Source organism: Stenotrophomonas sp. Y6 (assembly GCF_022436665.1).
Lineage (GTDB): Bacteria > Pseudomonadota > Gammaproteobacteria > Xanthomonadales > Xanthomonadaceae > Stenotrophomonas > Stenotrophomonas acidaminiphila_A.
The window spans coordinates 84,505-103,135 of sequence record NZ_JAKUKB010000002.1 but is presented as its reverse complement, the minus strand read 5'-3'; the positions used below and the strand labels follow the sequence as shown (position 1 = coordinate 103,135).

The following is an 18,631-nucleotide window of genomic DNA, read 5'->3' as shown; positions in this document are numbered from 1 at the left end:
GATCATGAACAAGAACATCGCTCGCCTGCGTCGCGCCAAGTCGACCCGTTCGCACATCCGCACCCTGGGCGTGCCGCGTCTGTCGGTGCTGCGCACCGGCCAGCACCTGTACGCGCAGGTCTTCACCGCCGACGGCTCGAAGGTGCTGGCTGCCGCCAACACCACCCAGGCCGACGTCAAGGACGGTCTGAAGAACGGCAAGAACGCCGACGCCGCCGCCAAGGTGGGCCGTATCGTCGCCGAGCGCGCCAAGGCCGCCGGCGTCGAGAAGGTCGCCTTCGACCGCTCGGGCTACCGCTACCACGGCCGCATCAAGGCCCTGGCGGACGCCGCGCGCGAGGCCGGCCTGCAGTTCTAAGGGAACCGGGCAGGGGGCCGATGGCCTCCTGCACACCCGCTCGCCGGCCTGAGCGAGGCCGGACGGCGCCGTTCTTCTGCAGCGGCCCACCGGAACAGCGCGTCATTCCACAACCATAAGCGGCCCCGAGCCGTACATACCCAACAACCAAGGAATCAACATGGCAGAAGAACGTCAGCAGCGGGGTCGCGACCGCGACCGCAACCGCGAAGAGAAGATCGACGACGGCATGATCGAGAAGCTGGTCGCGGTCAACCGCGTCAGCAAGACCGTCAAGGGTGGCCGCCAGTTCACCTTCACCGCCCTGACCGTGGTCGGCGACGGCGAAGGCAAGGTCGGTTTCGGCTATGGCAAGGCGCGCGAAGTGCCGGTCGCCATCCAGAAGTCGATGGAGCAGGCCCGCAAGAACCTGGTCAACGTCGACCTGAACAACGGCACCCTGTGGCATCCGGTCAAGGACGGCCACGGCGCCGCCCGCGTGTTCATGCAGCCCGCCTCGGAAGGTACCGGCGTGATCGCCGGCGGTGCCATGCGCGCCGTCCTGGAAGCGGTTGGCGTGAAGAACGTGCTGGCCAAGGCCACCGGTTCGCGCAACCCGATCAACCTGGTCCGCGCCACCGTGAAGGGCCTGGCGGGCATGCAGTCGCCGGCGCGCATCGCGGCCAAGCGTGGCAAGAAGGTGGAGGAACTCAACCATGGCTAATGAGTCCAACAAGACCGTGAAGGTGCGCCTGGTGCGCGGCCTGCGTGGAACCCAGTCGCGCCACCGCCTGTCGGTGCGTGCCCTGGGCCTGAACAAGCTCAACGATGTGCGTGAACTGAAGGACAGCCCGCAGGTTCGCGGCCTGATCAACAAGGTTCAGTACCTCGTCCAGGTTGAGGAGTAATCGACCATGACTCTGCGTCTCAATGAACTGAGCCCGGCTCCGGGCGCCCGCACCGAGCGCACCCGCGTCGGCCGCGGTATCGGCTCGGGCCTGGGCAAGACTGCCGGCCGCGGCCACAAGGGTTCGTTCGCCCGCAAGGGTGGCGGCAAGATCAAGGCCGGCTTCGAAGGCGGCCAGACCCCGATGCAGCGCCGTCTGCCGAAGATCGGCTTCCGTTCGCCGATCGCCAAGGACACCGCTGAAGTGCTGCTGTACCAGCTGGACAAGCTGCCGGCCGGCGAGATCGATTTCGCCGCCCTGCGTGCCGCCAAGCTGGTTCCGAGCACCGCCAAGAAGGCCAAGATCGTCGTCAAGGGCGAAGTGACCAAGGCGTTCACCCTGAAGGGCGTCGCCGCCACGGCCGGTGCCAAGGCCGCGATCGAAGCTGCCGGCGGCAGCGTACAGGAGTAACGGGAACATGGCGCAAGCTGGCATCGGTAACCTCGCGGGCGGAATGGGCAAGTTCACTGAACTTCGCCAGCGTCTTCTGTTCGTAGTCGGGGCATTGCTCGTCTATCGCATCGGCTGCTACGTGCCGGTGCCGGGCGTCAATCCCGATGCCATGCTTGCGCTGATGCAGGCGCAGGGCGGCGGTATCGTGGACATGTTCAACATGTTCTCGGGCGGCGCCCTGCACCGTTTCAGCATCTTCGCGCTGAACGTGATGCCGTACATCTCGGCATCGATCGTGATGCAGCTGGCGGTCCACATCTTCCCCGCGCTCAAGGCGATGCAGAAGGAAGGCGAGTCGGGCCGCCGCAAGATCACCCAGTATTCGCGCATCGGCGCCGTGCTCCTGGCCATCGTGCAGGGCGGCTCCATAGCGCTGGCACTGCAGAACCAGGTGTCCCCGGGTGGCGCACCGGTCGTCTACGCGCCGGGCATGGGCTTCGTGCTCACCGCCGTGGTCGCGCTGACCGCCGGCACCATCTTCCTGATGTGGGTCGGCGAGCAGGTCACCGAGCGCGGCATCGGCAACGGTGTCTCGCTGATCATCTTCGCCGGCATCGTCGCCGGCCTGCCGGCCGCGGTCATCCATACCCTGGATGCGTACCGTGACGGCAACATGAGCTTCATCTCGCTGCTGCTGATCGTCATCGTGGTGCTGGCGTTCACCTATTTCGTGGTGTTCGTCGAGCGCGGCCAGCGCCGGATCACGGTGAACTACGCGCGCCGCCAGGGCGGTCGCAACGCGTACATGAACCAGACCTCGTTCCTGCCGCTGAAGCTGAACATGGCGGGCGTGATCCCGGCGATCTTCGCCTCCAGCATCCTGGCCTTCCCGGCCACGCTGGCGATGTGGTCCGGCCAGGCCAGCTCCGCCACCTGGCTGCAGAAGGTGGCCAATGCGCTGGGCCCGGGCGAGCCGCTGCACATGATCGTGTTCGCCGCGCTGATCACCGGTTTCGCGTTCTTCTATACCGCGCTGGTGTTCAATTCGCAGGAAACCGCCGACAACCTGAAGAAGTCGGGCGCGCTGATCCCGGGCATCCGTCCGGGCAAGGCCACCGCCGAGTACATCGACGCGGTGCTGACCCGCCTGACCGCGGCCGGCTCGCTGTACCTGGTGATCGTCTGCCTGCTGCCGGAGCTGATGCGTACCCAGCTCAATGCCTCGTTCTACTTCGGCGGCACCTCGCTGCTGATCGTGGTGGTGGTGGTGATGGACTTCATCGCCCAGGTGCAGGCGCACCTGATGTCGCACCAGTACGAGAGCCTGCTGAAGAAGGCCAACCTGAAGGGCGGCAACCGCGGCGGTTTTGCGCGCGGCTGATTCCCCGGCTATACTTTCCGCTTCATAGCGAGAAGGCTGCCCTGGTTCCCGGGGCGGGCCTTCAAGACAGAAGGGCGGCCCCTGCAGCGGTTCCGGGTGGGGGTGTGATGTGGTTGTTCCGCGCGGGAGTAGCGCGGGCGGCTCGGAGAGCGATCTCCCTGCCAGGCACATCCGGCGCCGGAGCATGGGCACACTCCCCACGCCGGGCTCATGGAACCTTGTGTTCCACGGGCTTCCAAGCAAACCGGGACCTTGTTAGAATCGCTAGTTCACTTTTTTGATCCATCCTGCCGGAATGGCGCGCCACGCGGTGCGCATTCGGCCATCACTCAGCTGGAGAACCGCGTCATGGCGCGTATTGCAGGCGTCAACCTGCCAGCCCAGAAGCACGTCTGGGTCGGGTTGCAAAGCATTTACGGCATCGGCCGTACCCGCTCGAAGAAGGTCTGCGAAGCCGCAGGCGTTACTTCGACCACCAAGATCCGCGACCTGTCGGAGCCGGAAATCGACCGTCTGCGCCTCGAAGTGGGCAAGTACATCGTCGAAGGCGACCTGCGTCGTGAAGTCGGCATCGCCATCAAGCGCCTGATGGACCTGGGCTGCTACCGCGGCCTGCGTCACCGTCGCGGCCTGCCGCTGCGTGGTCAGCGCACCAAGACCAATGCACGCACCCGCAAGGGTCCGCGCAAGGCGCTTAAGAAGTAAGGGACCTAGAAAATGGCTAAGCCCGCTGCTGCTAAGACCAAGAAGAAGATCAAGCGCGTCATCACCGACGGCGTCGCCCACGTCCACGCTTCTTTCAACAACACCATCGTGACCATCACCGACCGCCAGGGCAATGCACTGTCCTGGGCGACCTCCGGTGGTGCCGGCTTCCGCGGTTCGCGCAAGTCGACTCCGTTCGCTGCGCAGGTCGCCGCCGAGAAGGCCGGCAAGGCCGCGCTGGACTACGGCGTGAAGTCGCTGGAAGTCCGCATCAAGGGTCCGGGTCCGGGCCGTGAGTCGGCCGTGCGTTCGCTGAACAACGTCGGCTACAAGATCACCAACATCATCGACGTGACGCCGATCCCGCACAACGGGTGCCGTCCGCCGAAGAAGCGTCGCGTCTAAAGGAGCGATAAGAAATGGCTCGTTATATCGGTCCTACCTGTAAGCTCGCCCGTCGCGAAGGCGCCGACCTGTCGCTGAAGAGCCCGGCCCGTGCGCTGGACTCCAAGTGCAAGCTGGAGCAGAAGCCCGGCCAGCACGGCGCCACCGCCCGCAAGGGCAAGCTGTCCGACTACGCCACCCAGCTGCGCGAGAAGCAGAAGGTCAAGCGCATCTACGGCCTGCTGGAGCGCCAGTTCCGCAACTACTACAAGAAGGCCTCGACCAAGAAGGGCAACACCGGCGAGAACCTGCTGCAGCTGCTGGAAACCCGCCTGGACAACGTCGTCTACCGCATGGGCTTCGCCGTGACCCGTCCCGCTGCGCGCCAGCTGGTCTCGCACCGCGGCGTCACCGTGAACGGCAAGTCGGTCAACCTGGCCTCGTACCAGGTCAAGGCCGGCGACGCGATCGCCCTGTCGGAAAAGGCTGCCAAGCAGCTGCGCGTCCAGGAAGCCCTGACCATCGCCGAACAGCATGACCTGAGCCCGTCGTGGGTCGAAGTCGATTCGAAGAAGTTCAGCGGCGTGTTCAAGGCCGTTCCGGATCGCGCCGACCTGCCGGCGGACATCAACGAAGCGCTGATCGTCGAGCTGTACTCGAAGTAATTCACATTGGAGAACCCCCGGCGACGGCCGGGGGTTCACTAGGAGAACCCGCAACATGACGGTTACCGCCAACCAGGTTCTGCGTCCCCGCGGTCCGCAGATCGAACGCCTTACCGACACCCGCGCCAAGGTCGTTATCGAGCCCTTGGAGCGGGGTTACGGGCATACGCTGGGCAATGCCCTGCGTCGCGTGCTGCTGTCGTCCATCCCGGGCTTCGCCATCACGGAAGTCGAGATCGACGGCGTGCTGCATGAGTACACCACGGTCGAAGGGCTGCAGGAGGACGTGCTCGAAGTCCTGCTCAACCTGAAGGACGTGGCCATCCGCATGCATTCCGGCGACAGCGCCACCATTTCCCTGTCCAAGCAGGGTCCGGGTGTGGTGACTGCCGCTGACATCAAGGTCGACCACAACGTCGAAGTCCTCAACGGCGAGCAGGTCATCTGCAACCTGACCAAGGACACGGCGATCAACATGCGCCTGAAGGTCGAGCGTGGCTTCGGCTACCAGCCGGCGGCCTCGCGTCGTCGTCCGGACGAAGAAACCCGCGCCATCGGCCGCCTGGTCCTGGACGCCTCGTTCTCGCCGGTCCGCCGCGTCGCCTACGCCGTGGAAGCGGCCCGCGTCGAACAGCGCACCGACCTGGACAAGCTGGTCATCGATATCGAAACCAACGGCACGATCGACGCCGAGGAAGCCGTCCGCACCGCGGCCGACATCCTCAGCGACCAGCTGTCGGTGTTCGGTGACTTCACCCACCGCGACCGCGGTGCGGCCAAGCCGGCCAACAACGGCGTGGATCCGGTGCTGCTGCGCCCGATCGACGACCTGGAACTGACCGTGCGTTCGGCCAACTGCCTGAAGGCCGAAAGCATCTACTACATCGGCGATCTGATCCAGAAGACCGAAGTGGAGCTGCTCAAGACCCCGAACCTCGGCAAGAAGTCGCTGACCGAGATCAAGGAAGTGCTGGCCCAGCGTGGCCTGTCGCTCGGCATGAAGCTGGAGAACTGGCCGCCGGCCGGCGTCTCCGCCCACGGCATGCTGGGCTGAGCAAACCCTGTTTCCCCGCATGGGCGACCATGCGGGGAACGGCATGAAGCAGTACCCGCGCCGATGGCTTGAAAGCCACGGTGCCGGTCGTCCAGGGAACGGGGCGGCCAGGACCACCCGCAGTCCACAGCAGCAACGCCAGGAAGGCGACAACGATGTCCAACGAACCACCATTGACCAAGGAATAGACCCATGCGCCACCAGAAGTCGGGCCGCAAGTTCAACCGCACCAGCGCCCACCGCGAAGCGATGTTCAAGAACATGGCCGCCTCGCTGTTCAAGCACGAGCTGATCAAGACCACCCTGCCGAAGGCCAAGGAACTGCGCCGCGTCGCCGAGCCGCTGATCACCCTGGCCAAGGTCGACTCCGTCGCCAACCGCCGCCTGGCCTTCGCCCGCCTGCGCGACAAGGAAGCCGTCGGCAACCTGTTCACCGTGCTGGGCCCGCGCTATGCCACCCGTCCGGGCGGCTACCTGCGCCTGCTGAAGTGCGGCTTCCGCGCCGGCGACAACGCGCCGATGGCCTACGTCGAGCTGGTGGACCGCCCGGCCGTCGTTGCCGAGGAAGTGGCCGAGTAATCGCGCCTTTCCGCAACGCGCTGCAACGAAAAGCCCGGCACTGCCCGGGCTTTTCGCTTTTCCGGGGCCGGGGCCGCAGGGCGCATTCGGCCGCGCATGCGCGCTGCCCGCGTCGTGCGCGCGACCGGGGCCTCGGGGCGAACTGCCGGCGATGGCACGGCGCGACAGCTGCAGGGTGCGCATGCCGGGTCACCAGCGCGGTGATGCTGCCGTGCGGCGGCCGGCCTGTTACGCTTGCAGGATCAGTGATCCCGGAATGACATGATGAATCCTTTGCGGTGGAGCTTCCGCGCGCAGTGCCTGCTGGGCTTCCTGGCCTGCGCGGGCCTTCTGGCGTTCGCCATCTGGATGCAGCTGGAAATGGGCCTTGAGCCTTGTCCGCTGTGCATTTTCCAGCGCATCGCCTTTGCCGCGCTGGGATTGGTGTTGCTGTTGGGTGCACTGCACGGGCCGTCCACGCGCGGTGGCCGCAGCTTCTACGGCGTGCTGGCGTTCATCGCCGCGGCCGTGGGTGCCGGCATCGCCGGGCGCCACGTCTACGTGCAGCTGCTGCCGAAGGACCTGGGCAGCAGCTGCGGCCCGCCGTTGAGTTTCCTCAGCGAGACCATGGGGCCGTTCGAGGTGTTCCGTACCGTGCTTACCGGCACCGGCGACTGCGGCAACATCGACTGGACGTTCCTCGGCCTGAGCATGCCGATGTGGAGCCTGGTGTGGTTCGCGCTGCTCGGGGCGTGGGCGCTGTATGCCGGCCTGCGCGCGCGCCGGACGCGCCTGTTCTGAGTCCGCCTGTTTTCCGCTGTATTCCCCCCGCATCGCCACGGTAACCGCATGAACCTGTCCCCGTCCTTGTCCCCGGCCGCCACCGCATCGCACTGGGCGCCGGACAGCTGGCGTGGGCGCCCGGCGCTGCAGATGCCGACCTACCCCGATCCGCAGGCGCTGGAGGCCGCGCTCACGCAGCTGCGGCAGCTGCCGCCACTGGTGACCTCGTGGGAGATCCTGGCGCTGAAGCAGCAGCTGGCCGAGGCGCAGGAGGGCGAGCGCTTCCTGCTGCAGGGGGGCGATTGCGCGGAGAATTTCGCCGACTGCGAGTCCGCCACGATCTCCAACCGGCTCAAGGTGCTGCTGCAGATGAGCCTGGTGCTGGTGCACGGGCTGCGCAAGCCGGTGATACGGGTGGGGCGTTTCGCCGGCCAGTATGCCAAGCCGCGCTCGGCCGACACCGAGACCCGGGGCGGGGTGACTCTGCCCAGCTACCGTGGCGATGTGATCAACGCGCCGGAGTTCACCGAGGCCGCGCGCGTCCCGGATCCGCAGCGGATGATCATGGCGCATTCGCGCTCGGCGCTGACCATGAACTTCGTGCGCGCCCTGATCGACGGCGGGTTCGCCGACCTGCACCACCCCGAGTACTGGAACATGGACTGGGTGGGGTGCTCGCCGCTGGCGGCCGAGTACCAGAAGATGGTGGGCTCCATCGGCGATGCGGTGCGGTTCATGGAAACGCTGTCCGGTGCCCGGGTGCACAACCTCAACCGGGTCGATTTCTATACCTCGCACGAAGCGCTGCTGCTGCCCTACGAGCAGGCGCTGACCCGGCAGGTGCCGCGCCAGCATGGCTGGTTCAACCTGAGTACCCACTACCCGTGGATCGGCATGCGCACCGCGGCGCTGGAGGGCGCGCACGTGGAGTACCTGCGCGGCGTGCGCAACCCGATCGCGATCAAGGTGGGCCCCTCGGTACAGCCGGATCAACTGCTGCGCCTGATCGACGTGCTCAACCCCGACGACGAGCCCGGCCGCCTGAGCTTCATCCATCGCATGGGCGCGGCACAGATCGCCGACAGGCTGCCGCCGCTGCTGGATGCGGTGAAGCGCGATGGCCGCCGCGTGCTGTGGGTCTGCGATGCGATGCACGGCAACACCGAGAGCACCAGCAACGGCTACAAGACCCGCCGTTTCGACAACGTCCTGGCCGAGGTGGAGGCGTCGTTCGACCTGCATGCGGCGGCCGGCACCCGGCTGGGCGGCGTGCACCTGGAGCTCACCGGCGAGGACGTGACCGAGTGCACCGGCGGCGCGCGCGAGCTGACCGACCGCGACCTGGAGCGCGCCTACCGCTCCACGGTCGACCCGCGGCTGAACTACGAGCAGTCGCTGGAGATCGCCATGGCGATCGTGCGCAAGCGGCAGCAGGGCGCGGACGCATCCTAGCGCGGGCGTGGTTTCCCCGCGGCGCCGGCGGCAGCCTGCCGGCCGCACTGCGGGCACGCAGCGGCCGGCGCGGCGGCATGCGCCCATCCGCGGCATGACATCGCGATCATGGCCCCTGGTGCATCCTGTGCGGCACATCCTTTCGTATCCCTGGAGGGCACGCAACGATGGCCGACTGGACCGTCATCCGCGCCTACGCATTGCCGCTGGGAGCGGCGATTGTCGCCGGCTTCGTGGTATGGACGCTGATGCTGTGGCTGTTCCGCCGCACCCGCGGGCGTGATTACCGGCGCGCGCGCATCGTGCGCGTGGTAAGCCTGCCGCTGGCGTTCTTCCTGCCACTGCTGTTCCTGTGGATGGCGCTGGGCGCCACGCCGCTGGAGGGGCAGTCGCTGCAGGTCATGCAGCGCCTGCTGCACGTGGGCGTGGTGGCGTGCCTGACCTGGCTGCTGGTGCGCGCGGTGGCGGCCGGCGAGCGCGCGATCCTGCGCAACCACCCGATCGAGGTGGCGGACAACCTCGCCGCGCGCCGCGTCCAGACCCAGACCCGGGTGCTGAGCCGGGTGTTGATGGGCGTGATCGTGCTGTTCGGCGTGGCGACGGTGCTGCTGACGTTCCCGCAGGCGCGGCAGGTCGGCAAGACCCTGCTGGCCTCGGCGGGCATCGTCGGGCTGGTGGCCGGCATCGCCGCCAAGCCGGTGTTCGGCAACCTGATCGCCGGCCTGCAGATCGCGCTGACGCAGCCGATCCGGCTCGATGACGTGGTGATCGTCGAGGGCGAGTGGGGCCGCATCGAGGAAATCGGCAGCTCCTACGTGGTGGTGCGGATCTGGGACGAGCGGCGCATGGTGGTGCCGCTGTCATGGTTCATCGAGAACCCGTTTCAGAACTGGACCCGGCGCAGCGCCGACCTGCTGGGAACCGCGTTCCTGTGGCTGGACTACCGTACCCCGGTGGCGGCGGTACGCGCCGAGCTCGAGCGCATCTGCAGGCAGTCGCCGTTGTGGGACGGCCGCGTCTGCGTGACCCAGGTGACGGAGACCAGCGAGCAGGCGATCCAGGTGCGGCTGCTGGTGAGCGCGCGCAACTCCGGCGATGCCTTCGACCTGCGCTGCATCGTGCGCGAGCGCATGGTTGACTTCCTGATGCGCGAGCATCCCGGGGCGCTGCCACGGCTGCGCGCAGAGATCGGGCGCCAGCCCGGGGCGCCACCGCGGGCCCGGCAGGGCGACCCGGGGGACATCCGTTCGCCCGGTGCCGAGGACGGCGCACCGGCGTGAGTGCCGGCCCCGCCACAGTCACCGTCAACGGGCGTGCGCGGTGTCCGCGAACGCCGGCGCGCGGCGCGCCCGCGTCAGCTGTTCGTAGGCGTGCCCCAACTCCAGCAGGCGCGGCTCGCTCCAGGCGGTTCCCATGAACAGCAACCCCAGCGGCAACCCGCCGGCGTGGCCCATGGGCACGCTCAGGCTGGGGTAACCGGCCACGGCGGCGGCGCCGTAGCTGCCACCAGGGTAGGCATCGCCCTGGCCGGGGGTGGTGCGCCAGGCGGCGCCGGTGGTGGGCGCGACCAGTGCATCGAGCCGGTGCGCGCGCAGGGTGGCGTCGATGCCCTCCGGGCCGGCGAGCCGGCGGGCGCTGCCGCGCGCGGCGATGTAGGCGGGGTCGTTGAGCGGGCCGGACTGTTCGGCCTGCAGCAGCAGCTCCTGGCCGAACAGGTGCAGTTCCTGCGAGGCGTGGGCCTGGTTGAAGGCGATCAGGGCGGCGAGCGAATCGACCGGCGTCCGCCACTGCTGGAAATACCGGTTCAGCCCGTTCTTGAATTCGTACAGCAGCACCGTCTGCTCATGCTGTTCCCAGGCGCCTTCATCCGGCAACGTGGTTTCGACGACGGTGGCTCCGGCCGCGCGCATCGCCGCCACGGCCTGGTCCAGCACCGGCTTTATCTCCGCGCGCTCAGCAAGCGCGTTGCGCAGCACGCCGATGCGCGCGCCGCGCAATGCATCCGGGCGCAGGCGCGCGCCATAGTCATACACGGCCCGCCCGGGCATCGCCGCGGTCGCGGGATCGGACTCGTCGCGCCCGGCGATCGCGCCCAGCAGCAGCGCGGCATCGGCGACGCTGCGGGTCATCGGTCCGGCGGTGTCCTGGCTGAAGGAGATCGGGATGATGCCGTCGCGGCTGACCAGGCCGACCGTGGGCTTGAGTCCGACGATGCCGTTCACCGCGGCCGGGCAGACGATGCTGCCGTCGGTTTCGGTGCCGATGGCGGCCACGGCCAGGTTGGCGGCGACGGCCACGGCGCTGCCGGAGCTGGAGCCGCACGGGTTGTGGTCCAGTGCGTACGGGTTGCGGGTCTGCCCGCCCACCGCGCTCCAGCCCGACGTCGAGCCACTGGAGCGGAAATTGGCCCACTCGCTCAGGTTGGTCTTGCCCAGGATCACCGCGCCGGCGTCGCGCAGGCGCTGCACCAGGAACGCATCGCGCCGCGGGCGGAACGTCTTCAGCGCCAGCGAACCGGCGGTGTTGTGCATGGGCGTGGCGGCGATGTTGTCCTTGAGCAGGATCGGCATGCCGTGCAGGGGGCCGCGGATGCGCCCGGCGCGGCGTTCGGCATCGCGCTGCGCCGCTTCGCGCCGCGCGGCCGGGTTGATCTCGATCACCGAGCGCAGCGCCGGGCCGGCGCGGTCCAGCAGCGCGATGCGGCGCAGGTAGGCATCGGTGAGGGTGACGCTGTCGAGCTCGCCGGCGGTCATCCGCGCCTGCAGTTCGGCGATGCCCGCCTCCTGGTAGGGGAACGGCGGTTCGCCGGCCGGCGTGTCGCTGGCGGCGCCGTCGCAGGCGCTGCACAGCACCGCCGCCAGGAGGGGCAGGAGCAGTCGGGAGCAGGTCGGGAGGGCGCGCATGCCGCGCAGGCTATCGGGCCGGCCTGGGCTTGGCAAACGGGCGGATGGGGCGCCCGTGCGGAGGCGACCGGCGGCGGGCTTGGGGCCCCGTGCCGGCGCCATGTCCGGGGGGCTTCAGCGGGCCGCTGGCGGACGCCGCTTGCCGATATCCCGGGCAAGCACCCAGACCACCACCAGGTTGACGCCCAGCAGCAGCCACGAGGCCCAGCCGGGGTGGCGGATGATGGCGTAGACATCCAGCGGCAGGTACAGCGCGGCGGAGATGCAGCCCAGCCACGATGCCCAGGCGCGCGCGCGCCACAGGCCCCAGGCTTCCAGCGACCGCAGCAGGCCGTAGGCGACCAGGGCGAGGGCGCCGACATGCACGGTGTCGGGCGTGATCATGTCCAGCAGCGTCGAGGACGAACCGTGTTCGGGATCGCCGCCGACGTGCCGGATCAGGGTGTTGACGAAGGTGCGCAGGGGGGCGGGCCCGGAGAACTCCAGGCCCGCGGCGGCCAGAAAGGCCAGTACGGCCTTGACCGCTTCCAGCAGGGCGATGGCGGCAAGTCCCGGATGCGCGTGCGGATCCGGGTTGTAGGGCTTGCGCGCGGACAAGTCGATCAGCCGGCGCGGGAGGCGCGCTTGCGATCGCTTTCGGTCAGGAACTTCTTGCGCAGGCGGATTTCCTTCGGGGTGACTTCCACCAGCTCGTCGTCCTCGATGAAGTCCAGCGCCTGCTCCAGCGAGAACTTCAGCGCCGGGGTCAGCTTGATCGCGTCGTCCTTGCCCGAAGCGCGCATGTTGGTCAGCGGCTTGGTCTTGATCGCGTTGACCGTCAGGTCGTTGTCCTTGGAGTGGATGCCGATCAGCTGGCCTTCGTAGACCTGGTCGCCTTCGGCGGCGAACAGGCGGCCGCGCTCTTCCAGCGGGCCCAGCGCATAGGCCGGGGTCGGGCCGGGGGCGTTGGCGATCATCACGCCGTTGAGGCGCTTGGCGATGGCGCCCTGTTCCTTCGGGCCGTAGTGGTCGAACACGTGGAACAGCAGGCCCGAACCCTGGGTCAGGGTCTTGAACTCGTTCTGGAAGCCGATCAGGCCGCGCGCCGGGATCTTGAAGTCCAGGCGCACGCGGCCCTTGCCGTCCGGCTCCATGTTCTCCAGCAGCGCCTTGCGGGTGCCCAGCTTCTCCATCACGCCGCCCTGGTGCTGCTCTTCGATGTCGATCACCAGCTGTTCGATCGGCTCCATCAGCTGCCCGTCGATTTCCTTGATGATGACTTCCGGGCGCGACACGGCCAGCTCATAGCCTTCGCGGCGCATGGTTTCGATCAGCACCGACAGGTGCAGCTCGCCACGGCCGGAGACCAGGAACTTGTCGGCGTCCTCCAGCTGCTCGACCTTCAGCGCGACGTTGTGCACGGTCTCGCGCTCCAGCCGCTCCTTGAGCTGGCGGCTGGTCAGGAACTTGCCGCCGGACAGGTCCTTGTTGCCGGCGAACGGCGAGTTGTTGACCTGGAAGGTCATCGAGATGGTGGGTTCGTCCACGGTCAGCGGCGGCAGCGCCTCGGGGGCTTCCAGCGCGCACACGGTGTCGGAGATGGTCAGCTCCTGAATGCCAGAGATGGCGACGATGTCGCCGGCCTGGGCCTCCTCGACCTCGATCCGCTCCAGGCCCATGAAGCCCAGCACCTGCAGCACCTTGCCCTGGCGCTTGTTGCCCTCGCGGTCGATGACGATGACCGGCTGGTTCTTGCGGACCTTGCCGCGCTGGATGCGGCCGATGCCGATCACGCCGACGAAGTTGTTGTAGTCCAGCTGGCTGATGCGCATCTGGAACGGGCCCTCGGCCTCGACTTCCGGCGCCGGCACGTACTTCATGATCGCTTCGTACAGCGGGGTCATGTCGCCGTCGCGCACGGTGTCTTCCATGCCGGCGTAGCCGTTCAGGCCCGACGCGTAGACGATCGGGAAATCCAGCTGCTCATTGGTGGCGCCCAGCTTGTCGAACAGGTCGAACACCTGGTCGATCACCCAGTCCGGGCGCGCGCCCGGGCGGTCCACCTTGTTGACCACGACGATCGGCTTGAAGCCCATCGCGAAGGCCTTCTGGGTGACGAAGCGGGTCTGCGGCATCGGGCCGTCCATCGCGTCGACCAGCAGCAGCACCGAGTCCACCATCGACAGCACGCGCTCCACCTCGCCACCGAAGTCGGCGTGCCCGGGGGTGTCGACGATGTTGATGCGGTTGCCGCGCCAGTTGATGGCGGTGTTCTTGGCCAGGATGGTGATGCCGCGTTCCTTTTCCTGGTCGTTGCTGTCCATCACGCGCTCTGCCAGCACCGTGCGCTCGGACAGGGTGCCAGACTGCTTCAGCAACTGGTCGACAAGGGTGGTCTTGCCATGGTCGACGTGGGCGACGATGGCGATGTTGCGAAGGTTTTCGATGGACATGCGAAAGACGGCCAGCCGGTGCCGTGAATGGGGAAAAGAAGTCCAACATTATACGGGCATGCGGCCGATTCGCGAAAAGGGGCCGTGAAGGCCGCCGGGACGGGCGTTCAGCCGGCGGCGGGCGCGGTGAGGGCGGGGGACGTCGCCCGCCGGGGGCGGGTGTATCCTATGCGGTCTGCGATAGACGTCTTCTCCCACAAGGATTCCCATGTCCCTGACCGCCCATTTCGACACCTCCCGCGGCCTGATCAAGGTCGAGCTGTTCGCCGACAAGGCGCCGCTGACCGTGGCCAATTTCGTCAACCTGGCCCAGCGCGGGTTCTACGACGGCCTCAACTTCCACCGCGTGATCGCCGATTTCATGATCCAGGGCGGCTGCCCGGAAGGCTCCGGCCGCGGTGGCCCGGGCTACCGTTTCGAGGACGAGACCAACAACGGCGTGCGCCACGAGCGCGGCGTGCTGTCCATGGCCAATGCCGGCCCCAACACCAACGGCAGCCAGTTCTTCATCACCCACATCAAGACCGACTGGCTGGACGGCAAGCACACCGTGTTCGGCAAGGTGGTCGAGGGCCTGGACGTGGTCGACGCGGTCAAGCAGGGCGACCTGATCAACAAGATCACCATCGAGGGCGATGCCGACGCCGTGCTGGCCGCCCAGGCCGGGCGCGTGGCCGAGTGGAACAAGATCCTCGCCGCCTGATCCCCGCCCACGGCCACCGGCAACGGTGGCCGTTCGCGTGATGTGCACCGATTGCAGCCCCGCTTTCGCGGCCGCGGAGGCCGGGGCCGTCCCCAGATACCTTTCTTAGCAGAGGAAACCCCCATGAAAGCACCCGTACGTGTCGCCGTGACCGGCGCTGCCGGCAATATCGGCTACGCCCTGCTGTTCCGCATCGCCTCCGGCGAAATGCTGGGCAAGGAACAGCCGGTCATCCTGCAGCTGCTGGAGATCGACAATGAGAAGGCCCAGGCCGCGCTGAAGGGCGTGGTCATGGAACTGGAAGACTGCGCGTTCCCGCTGCTGGCCGGCGTGGTCACCACCGCCGATCCGCTGGTGGCGTTCAAGGACGTCGACGTGGCCCTGCTGGTCGGCGCCCGTCCGCGCGGCCCGGGCATGGAGCGCAAGGACCTGCTGCTGGAAAACGCCAAGATCTTCACCGTGCAGGGCAAGGCGCTGAACGCCGTGGCCAAGCGCGACGTGAAGGTGCTGGTGGTCGGCAACCCGGCCAACACCAACGCCTACATCGCGATGAAGTCGGCGCCGGACCTGGACCCGAAGAACTTCACCGCCATGCTGCGCCTGGACCACAACCGCGCCCTGAGCCAGCTGTCGGCCAAGACCGGCAAGGCCGTGGACAGCTTCGAGAAGTTCACCGTGTGGGGCAACCACAGCCCGACCATGTACCCGGACTACCGCTTCGCCACCACCGGCGGCGCCTCGGTGGCCGAGCTGATCAACGACCAGGAATGGAACGCCAACACCTTCATTCCGACCGTCGGCAAGCGCGGCGCGGCCATCATCGCCGCCCGTGGCCTGTCCTCCGCCGCCTCGGCCGCCAATGCCGCCATCGACCACGTGCATGACTGGGTGCTGGGCAGCAACGGCAAGTGGGTGACGATGGGCGTGCCGTCCGACGGCTCCTACGGCATTCCCGAAGGCGTGGTGTTCGGCTTCCCGGTGATCACCGAGAACGGCAAGTACACCATCGTCAAGGACCTGCCGATCGACGACTTCTCCAAGAAGTACATCGACATCACCCTGGCCGAGCTCGAGGAAGAGCGCGCCGGCGTGGCCGACCTGCTCTGACCGCAGCAGCCGGGCCACCGGGTCGACGGGGGGAAGCTTCGGCTTCCCCCTTTTTGTTGGAGGGCTGCGGCGCGGGGTCCCGCGCGACGGCCGGCGGCCTGCCCATGGCCGCGTGCAGAGGCGGAAACGGTGATCGAACTGCATTACATCGACGACGCACTGCTGGTGGTGGAAAAGCCCGCCGGCCTGCTTTCGGTGCCCGGGCGCCTGCCGGAGAACCAGGATTGCCTGGTGGCGCGCCTGCAGGCGTCGTTTCCCGACGTGCTGACCGTGCACCGGCTGGACCAGGTGACCTCGGGGCTGATGCTGTACGCGCGCGGCAGGCAGGTGCAGGCGGCCCTGTCGATGCAGTTCGAGCAGCGGCGCGTGCACAAGCGTTACGAGGCCTTGGTGGAGGGGCGGGTCGCGGGCGAGGCGGGCGAGATCGCCCTGCCGCTGATCTGCGACTGGCCGAACCGGCCCAGGCAGATGGTGGACCTGGAACGTGGCAAGCCGGCGCTGACCCGCTGGCGGGTGCTGGCGCGCGATGCGGGACAGGCGTGGACCCGGGTGGCACTGGAGCCGGTCACCGGGCGCAGCCACCAGCTGCGGCTGCACATGGCCAGTGCCGGCCATCCGATCATCGGCGACTGCCTGTATGGCGCCGCGCCCGCGGCGCGGGTGCAGTTGCATGCGTGCAGGCTGGGCTTCGTGCACCCGGTGAGCGGGGCGGAGATGGCGTTCGCGTCGCCCAGTCCGTTCTGAGGCCGGTCGCGGCGCGGCGTGCGGCCGGCCATGGGCGGGGCCGGGGCCGGCCCTGCAACGTTGGTCGTACGACCATCGTCGCAGGGAGAGCGCGTGGTGGTCCGGACTATGCTCGGCGCAGGCCAGCAGGTTCCGGAGGCGACATGCAGTACGAGCAGACCTACCGCCGTTCCATCGACGCGCCGGAGGCGTTCTGGGCCGAGGAGGCCAGGGCGATCCATTGGCATAAGCCGCCGCGGCAGATCCTGGACTACTCCAATCCGCCGTTCCGGCGCTGGTTCGTCGGCGGCGAAACCAACCTCTGCTACAACGCGGTGGACCGGCACCTGGCCGAGCGCGGCGACCAGCTGGCGCTGGTCGCCATCTCCACCGAGACCCAAGTCACCCGCGAGATCACCTACCGCGAGCTGCACCGCGAGGTGAATGCCTTCGCCGCCGTACTCAAGGCGCTGGATGTCGCCCGCGGCGACCGCGTGGTGATCTACATGCCGAACATGGCCGAGGCGGTGTTCGCGATGCTGGCCTGTGCGCGCATCGGCGCGGTGCATTCGGTGGTGTTCGGTGGCTTCGCCGCGCACAACCTGGCGCTGCGCATCGACGATGCCCGGCCCAAGCTGCTGATCGCCGCCGACGCGGGCATGCGCGGCGGCAAGGTGATCCCCTACAAGCCCATGGTCGACGCGGCGTGTGCCGAGGCCACGTCGCCACCGCCGAAAGTGCTGATCGTCTCGCGCGGCCTGGACGCGGCCACGCCCAGGATCGCGGGGCGCGACGAGGATTACGCCGCGCTGCGCGCGCAGGTGGGCGATGCGCAGGTGCCGGTGGAATGGCTGGAATCCAACGCGCCCAGCTACCTGCTGTACACCTCGGGCACCACCGGCAAGCCGAAGGGCGTGCAGCGTGATGTCGGCGGCTACGCGGTGGCGATGGCGCAGTCGATGCGCACGGTGTTCGACTGCGCCCCCGGCCAGGTGATGTTCTCCACCTCCGACGTCGGCTGGGCGGTGGGGCATTCGTACAACGTGTACGGGCCGCTGATCGGCGGCTGCACGTCGCTGCTGTACGAAGGCCTGCCGACCCATCCGGATCCGGGCATCTGGTGGGCGCTGTGCGAGCAGTACGGGGTGCGCACGATGTTCTCCTCGCCCACCGCGATCCGGGTGCTGAAGAAGCACGACGTGGATTTCATCCATCGCCACGACCTGTCCGAACTGAAGTACCTGTTCCTGGCCGGCGAGCCGCTGGACGAGCCCACCGCGCAGTGGATCGGCGACGCGCTGCGCAAGCCGGTGATCGACAACTACTGGCAGACCGAGACCGGCTGGCCGGCGTTGACCCTGCTGCCGGGGCTGGAGATGAAGCCGGTGAAGTTCGGCTCGCCCGGCTTCCCCAACCTGGGGTACCGGATGAAGGTCATCGACGAGCGCACCGGGGCCGAAGTCGCACCCGGGCAGAAAGGCGTGCTGGTGATCCAGCCGCCGCTGCCGCCGGGTTGCATGAGCACCGTGTGGAACGACGATGCGCGCTTCATCAAGAGCTACTTCAGCCATTTCGACGAGTTGCTCTACAGCTCGCTGGACTGGGCCATCCGCGACGCCGACGGCTACACCTTCATCCTCGGCCGCACCGACGACGTGATCAACGTGGCCGGTCACCGGCTGGGCACGCGCGAGATCGAGGAGGCGATCAGCAGCCACCCGCGGGTGGCCGAGGCGGCGGTGGTCGGCATGCACGACGAGCTGAAGGGGCAGGTGCCGCTGGTGTTCGTGACCCTCAAGCAGGCCGCGGCCGCCGACGAGCTGGCGGCGCTGTCGGCGGAGATGATGCAGCAGGTCACCGGCTCGCTGGGGGCGGTGGCGCGCCCGGCGCACGTGCATATCGTCAACGCGCTTCCCAAGACCCGTTCGGGTAAGCTGCTGCGGCGTTCGCTGCAGGCCCTGGCGGAGCGGCGCGACCCGGGGGACCTGTCGACGCTGGACGACCCGGGCGCACTGGAGGAAATCCGCCGCGTGCTGGGGACATAGCGCAGGCCGCTGGCGCGGCGATCGCAGGGGGCGGTGCGGGTGCAGGCAAGCAGGATGGG

Annotated in this window: 20 protein-coding genes; 17 read left to right on the top strand and 3 right to left on the bottom strand. The window is 68.0% G+C overall.

The genetic code is table 11. From position 1 onward, the window contains the following. The first annotated feature begins 4 nt into the window (after nucleotides 1–4). The 13 genes from rplR to MKP15_RS03190 all read left to right on the top strand — a co-directional run bounded on the left by rplR (nucleotide 5) and on the right by MKP15_RS03190 (nucleotide 9,939). Entirely contained in the window at nucleotides 5–358 is a 354-nt protein-coding gene (gene rplR / locus MKP15_RS03250; RefSeq protein WP_054663339.1) for a 50S ribosomal protein L18, read from the top strand. Nucleotides 359–518: 160 nt separating this feature from the next. Beyond that, nucleotides 519–1,061, top strand: a complete 543-nt coding sequence (gene rpsE, locus MKP15_RS03245) for a 30S ribosomal protein S5 (protein WP_054663341.1) — start codon at nucleotides 519–521, stop codon at nucleotides 1,059–1,061. Further along, nucleotides 1,054–1,245, top strand: coding sequence for a 50S ribosomal protein L30 (gene rpmD / locus MKP15_RS03240; RefSeq protein ID WP_005408214.1), 192 nt, complete (start codon nucleotides 1,054–1,056; stop codon nucleotides 1,243–1,245). The genes rpsE and rpmD overlap by 8 nt, the downstream gene beginning before the upstream one ends. A 6-nt stretch (nucleotides 1,246–1,251) precedes the next feature. Then, on the top strand, nucleotides 1,252–1,695 hold the full coding sequence (gene rplO / locus MKP15_RS03235; protein WP_054663344.1) for a 50S ribosomal protein L15: 444 nt from the start codon (nucleotides 1,252–1,254) through the stop codon (nucleotides 1,693–1,695). Nucleotides 1,696–1,702: 7 nt separating this feature from the next. After that, on the top strand, nucleotides 1,703–3,058 hold the full coding sequence (secY, locus tag MKP15_RS03230; RefSeq protein ID WP_054663347.1) for a preprotein translocase subunit SecY: 1,356 nt from the start codon (nucleotides 1,703–1,705) through the stop codon (nucleotides 3,056–3,058). Between the two features lie 348 nt (nucleotides 3,059–3,406). Continuing rightward, nucleotides 3,407–3,763: a 30S ribosomal protein S13 gene (gene rpsM / locus MKP15_RS03225; RefSeq protein ID WP_054663350.1), complete on the top strand. Its 357-nt coding sequence runs from the start codon at nucleotides 3,407–3,409 to the stop codon at nucleotides 3,761–3,763. A gap of 12 nt (nucleotides 3,764–3,775) precedes the next feature. Then, nucleotides 3,776–4,168, top strand: a complete 393-nt coding sequence (rpsK, locus tag MKP15_RS03220; RefSeq protein ID WP_054663352.1) for a 30S ribosomal protein S11 — start codon at nucleotides 3,776–3,778, stop codon at nucleotides 4,166–4,168. A 14-nt stretch (nucleotides 4,169–4,182) separates the two neighbouring features. Further along, a complete protein-coding gene (gene rpsD, locus MKP15_RS03215) occupies nucleotides 4,183–4,812 on the top strand; it encodes a 30S ribosomal protein S4 (RefSeq protein ID WP_054663355.1) in 630 nt (209 codons plus the stop codon). A 55-nt stretch (nucleotides 4,813–4,867) separates the two neighbouring features. After that, a complete protein-coding gene (gene rpoA / locus MKP15_RS03210) occupies nucleotides 4,868–5,866 on the top strand; it encodes a DNA-directed RNA polymerase subunit alpha (protein WP_104938143.1) in 999 nt (332 codons plus the stop codon). Nucleotides 5,867–6,058: 192 nt separating this feature from the next. Further along, nucleotides 6,059–6,445, top strand: a complete 387-nt coding sequence (gene rplQ / locus MKP15_RS03205; protein WP_161613299.1) for a 50S ribosomal protein L17 — start codon at nucleotides 6,059–6,061, stop codon at nucleotides 6,443–6,445. A 264-nt stretch (nucleotides 6,446–6,709) separates the two neighbouring features. Next, entirely contained in the window at nucleotides 6,710–7,225 is a 516-nt protein-coding gene (locus MKP15_RS03200; protein ID WP_240211777.1) for a disulfide bond formation protein B, read from the top strand. 48 nt (nucleotides 7,226–7,273) lie between these two features. Next, nucleotides 7,274–8,659 (top strand): 3-deoxy-7-phosphoheptulonate synthase class II, encoded by a 1,386-nt coding sequence (locus tag MKP15_RS03195; RefSeq protein WP_240211776.1) that lies wholly within the window; start codon nucleotides 7,274–7,276, stop codon nucleotides 8,657–8,659. A 167-nt stretch (nucleotides 8,660–8,826) separates the two neighbouring features. Beyond that, complete coding sequence (locus tag MKP15_RS03190) at nucleotides 8,827–9,939, top strand: mechanosensitive ion channel family protein (RefSeq protein WP_240211775.1); 1,113 nt, start codon at nucleotides 8,827–8,829, stop codon at nucleotides 9,937–9,939. Nucleotides 9,940–9,963: 24 nt separating this feature from the next. On the opposite strand, the gene MKP15_RS03185 is transcribed toward MKP15_RS03190, so the two are convergent. The 3 genes from MKP15_RS03185 to typA all read right to left on the bottom strand — a co-directional run bounded on the left by MKP15_RS03185 (nucleotide 9,964) and on the right by typA (nucleotide 13,994). Then, nucleotides 9,964–11,562, bottom strand: coding sequence for an amidase (locus tag MKP15_RS03185; protein WP_240211774.1), 1,599 nt, complete (start codon nucleotides 11,560–11,562; stop codon nucleotides 9,964–9,966). A gap of 114 nt (nucleotides 11,563–11,676) precedes the next feature. Next, nucleotides 11,677–12,159, bottom strand: a complete 483-nt coding sequence (locus MKP15_RS03180; RefSeq protein WP_104938148.1) for a DUF2127 domain-containing protein — start codon at nucleotides 12,157–12,159, stop codon at nucleotides 11,677–11,679. 5 nt (nucleotides 12,160–12,164) lie between these two features. Then, on the bottom strand, nucleotides 12,165–13,994 hold the full coding sequence (gene typA / locus MKP15_RS03175; RefSeq protein ID WP_104938149.1) for a translational GTPase TypA: 1,830 nt from the start codon (nucleotides 13,992–13,994) through the stop codon (nucleotides 12,165–12,167). Nucleotides 13,995–14,202: 208 nt separating this feature from the next. On the opposite strand from typA, the gene MKP15_RS03170 reads away from it, so the two are divergent. From MKP15_RS03170 to prpE, 4 genes are all read left to right on the top strand, one after another. Further along, the gene (locus MKP15_RS03170) at nucleotides 14,203–14,697 is read left to right on the top strand and encodes a peptidylprolyl isomerase (RefSeq protein WP_056931941.1); all 495 of its coding nucleotides are present in this window, start codon (nucleotides 14,203–14,205) and stop codon (nucleotides 14,695–14,697) included. A 123-nt stretch (nucleotides 14,698–14,820) separates the two neighbouring features. Then, nucleotides 14,821–15,804 carry a malate dehydrogenase gene (locus MKP15_RS03165; protein WP_240211773.1) on the top strand — a complete coding sequence of 328 codons (984 nt, stop codon included), beginning with the start codon at nucleotides 14,821–14,823 and terminating at the stop codon, nucleotides 15,802–15,804. 129 nt (nucleotides 15,805–15,933) lie between these two features. Continuing rightward, a complete protein-coding gene (locus MKP15_RS03160; protein WP_240211772.1) occupies nucleotides 15,934–16,548 on the top strand; it encodes an RluA family pseudouridine synthase in 615 nt (204 codons plus the stop codon). A 143-nt stretch (nucleotides 16,549–16,691) separates the two neighbouring features. Beyond that, nucleotides 16,692–18,572 (top strand): propionate--CoA ligase, encoded by a 1,881-nt coding sequence (gene prpE / locus MKP15_RS03155; protein ID WP_161613306.1) that lies wholly within the window; start codon nucleotides 16,692–16,694, stop codon nucleotides 18,570–18,572. The last annotated feature ends 59 nt before the right edge of the window (nucleotides 18,573–18,631 follow it).